2 protein-coding genes and 2 pseudogenes are annotated in these 3,154 nt (G+C 37.3%); all 4 read right to left on the bottom strand.

Annotated elements, in window-relative coordinates; all coding sequences use genetic code 11:
• Positions 1-298 precede the first annotated feature (298 nt).
• Complete coding sequence (locus FTU03_RS15775) at positions 299-970, bottom strand: DUF4145 domain-containing protein (protein ID WP_179989177.1); 672 nt, start codon at positions 968-970, stop codon at positions 299-301.
• Positions 971-1,143: 173 nt separating this feature from the next.
• Positions 1,144-1,548, bottom strand: a pseudogene (locus tag FTU03_RS15770) (HlyD family efflux transporter periplasmic adaptor subunit); the annotation flags it as partial.
• Positions 1,549-1,561: 13 nt separating this feature from the next.
• A pseudogene (istA, locus tag FTU03_RS15765) lies at positions 1,562-2,582 on the bottom strand (IS21 family transposase).
• A gap of 209 nt (positions 2,583-2,791) precedes the next feature.
• Positions 2,792-3,091, bottom strand: coding sequence for a hypothetical protein (locus FTU03_RS15760; protein WP_179989178.1), 300 nt, complete (start codon positions 3,089-3,091; stop codon positions 2,792-2,794).
• Positions 3,092-3,154 lie beyond the last annotated feature (63 nt).

The raw sequence follows: 3,154 nt of genomic DNA, 5'->3' as shown, positions 1-3,154 counted from the left end.
CTGTATTTCGTATAACATTGATTATGTTAAATAGGATATCTAAACACAGCACCCTACAATAATATCGTTGGTGCTGCACTTGACGGTTGCAATAATAAATTATCTTACCGTCAAGTGTATCCCAAGTAACATAACATAAGTTATGCGGAAATCAGACCGCTACTCGACTTGCGTATCAGTCAAACCTACGCAAGTCTGCGTGGCTATGATTTCAATATCTGGAAAATAGATACTCTATTAGTCTCAAATTTGGAACTAGAGTCCACCATTAGATAACGTGGACTCTTTTTTTGTTGTATTAAGAAGCATATTCAAGTAAGAATCTTTCAACATCTCGGATCATATTCTGTACATCGTTATCATTAAATTCCTCAATCTCCCCATGAGCAGCTTTATTTCTTATATGTGCCAAAGTTAAAACTTGCTTATGTTGAAGAGCACTATAGATATTAGCATTTTTTAATTCAGAATTAAGAGCATCAAGTTTTTTAGGTTTAGTAGTACCTTCTTGGCAAATATCAATTCCGTTATTTTTAGCTAATTCTTTAATTGCTGTTTCTAAAACTACACCAGCAGTGACAGCAGAAGCTACTTTATAACCTGAATCAAGGAAATGCTGTGCTTGATCCAACTCACTATCAAAAACCTCTGACTGAATTAGTTTTTTGATTGTGATTAGAAAACCATTTTTTAAATCATCTTCTGCCGCTCTTAAAATTGGAATCACGCGATTTAATATTGCTTTTCTTGTATCCCCCATTCCTGCTTTAAGATTTTTATCAAACTGAGACAAATAATGTGACTTTTCACCACAAGTAATGCTTAATATATTTTTAGATTTCATTTGCCATTCGATAAAAGCTGATTGTAATTCAGGATTATAACCAGATCCAGCGGCTTCACATTTTTGATAGATTGAATCACCTTCTTCTATTAGTGAAGAAAATCGATCTAGTATTTTTTGGGTCATATTTATTCTCAAGTATTAGGTCATTCTGAAGTCGCATAACTTCATTTTATGTTAAATAAGATATCTGAAGATAGCACCCTGCATCGAGCTATGCGGTATTGATAAATATTCAATAAAGTGGAACGTTTTTTTAAAGAACGTTCCACTCAAAGAGTGTGGGGTTCAGCGGACGCTTACCTTTCTCTTAAAGCCTCTTGCGCTTTATTAAATGGTTTTATTAGATAATCTAAGATCGTTTTCTCCCCTGTTTTAATATCGACTGTTGCAACCATGCCAGGAGTAATACTGAATTGTTTGCCTGCTTTATTCATCAATTTTCCTGAATCCGTTCGAATATACACTCGATAATAAAATTGATCTTGCTTAACTTCATCTCTCAAGGTGTCTGGAGAAATAATAGAAACTTTTCCTTTCAACCCACCATAAATAGAATAATCATACGCGGTGATCTTCACCAGTGCATCTTGCCCAGGATGAATAAAAGCAATATCTCGCGGTGAAATACGTGCCTCAACCAAAAGTTGTTCATCCAGCGGAAAAATTGTCATCAACTTGCCATTTTGAGAAATCACTCCGCCAATTGCAGATTCATCAGGAAACTCCCAGCAACTGGTCATATACTGATAATGGATGCTGCAAACTCTCGTAGGGCATCACATGCGGTGCCGCTGTAACAGGCACAATGCTGGAAACCGTATTTGATTGCGGTAATGGCGCGAATCTTTGCTGCTCTTGCTGCAGTCGAACAGCTGGTTTTTCTTGCGTGGTTGCATGAATCCGCTGATTGGCGGTTTCATGCAACCACCGACCAATGTGGGCATTAGCAACATCAACATCCAACAATAAGCCTGAAGTCTTAAGGCTTGCTTTCAATTGCACAATAAAGCTTGATTTGAGATATCCATTAAAGCGTTCAACTTTGCCTTTGGTCTGTGCGCGGTAGGGTTTACATACGCGGGAGGCGAAAGCCATATTTCTTGGCACAATCGAGCAGTTTGGGGTTCCATTTGTGCTGCCCCTCCTGATAGGCATCCCGTTCAATCATGATCGTTTTAGCGTTATCAAACAGGATTTCCTGAGGTACGCCCCCAAAGAACTGAAATGCATTTTCCAGACCATCGATCCATGCATCCGTCCGTTCATGATCATAAAATTTCACGAAGGTTGCTCTGGAATAACCTAATGTGGCCACAAAGGCTTTCAAAGTCGTATGGTGACGTCGAATCGTGGTGAAATCAACCTGCATTTGTTGACCAGGTTGGGTTTCAAAACGAATGACGGGTTCTGATTTGGCAACGGGTTTTAATGTTGCAAGATATTCCCTCAATATCCTGATCTTTCCTGGATATCCAAACCCTAAAATCTGCTTATAGAGCACAACGGCAGGAATCCATTCAGGATGAGCTGCATTTACACGTTCAAGCAAATAGGGTTTATATGGATCAAGAATACTTATTCTAGGTTGTGTACGCCGATACTGAGGTGTGGTGTTTTGCCGTAAATATTTACGTACGGTATTCCTGGATACCCCAAGTTCACGACTAATGGCTTTAATGGATTTACCTTGTTGATGAAGAATTTGGATGGTCACTGCTTGCTCCAAAGTTAACATGTTGAGCAGTCCAAAAAGACCGCTATATTAACCAAGGGGGTCAGTTTTAAAATGCCGTTAGAGGGTTATTTTTACACTGCTGCTAACACTTGTTATATTTATGGGACAGCAGTGGCCTTAAGCTCCCATTTTTACTGTATTTTTTTGAAATTTCGTATAACCACCATTATGTTAAATGGTAGGGGATTCTAAGTACGAGATTAGAAAATTTAGTCTTTAAGAGGAGAAATTTGTTCTAGCTTATCTTCAGGATTATTTTCTCTAATATGTATAATTCGATCATAATTTTCTACTCCTCGTAAGTGAGGTGGTGCAAATGCTGGATACTTGTTGAAAAAGTGCATTTTAATATTTAGTGCATGGTCTAAAATAAAAGCGCATTCAATTCCATAGTACTTATCATTAATAAAAAAATTGTCTGTAGTTTCTATTAGTTCTTGGATAGCTAAATCCAATTTTTGAATTTTTTCATTAATATCTTTAGTTTTATCTTCTATCTTTTTGTCCATTGGTATCACCTATAGAATTAAGTTCCCCTAAAATTAACATAATACACCTTATACGAAATCGAA

The organism is Acinetobacter sp. YH12046, from assembly GCF_013419905.1.
In the GTDB taxonomy this organism is placed as follows: domain Bacteria; phylum Pseudomonadota; class Gammaproteobacteria; order Pseudomonadales; family Moraxellaceae; genus Acinetobacter.
The sequence above is the reverse complement of the archived record's forward strand: the minus strand, read 5'-3'. Positions and strand labels throughout refer to the sequence as shown.

Coding starts and splice junctions, on each gene's coding strand:
- FTU03_RS15775 (WP_179989177.1), bottom strand. CDS start 970: ATGACCCAAAAAATACTAGATCGATTTTCTTCACTAATAGAAGAAGGT.
- FTU03_RS15760 (WP_179989178.1), bottom strand. CDS start 3,091: ATGGACAAAAAGATAGAAGATAAAACTAAAGATATTAATGAAAAAATT.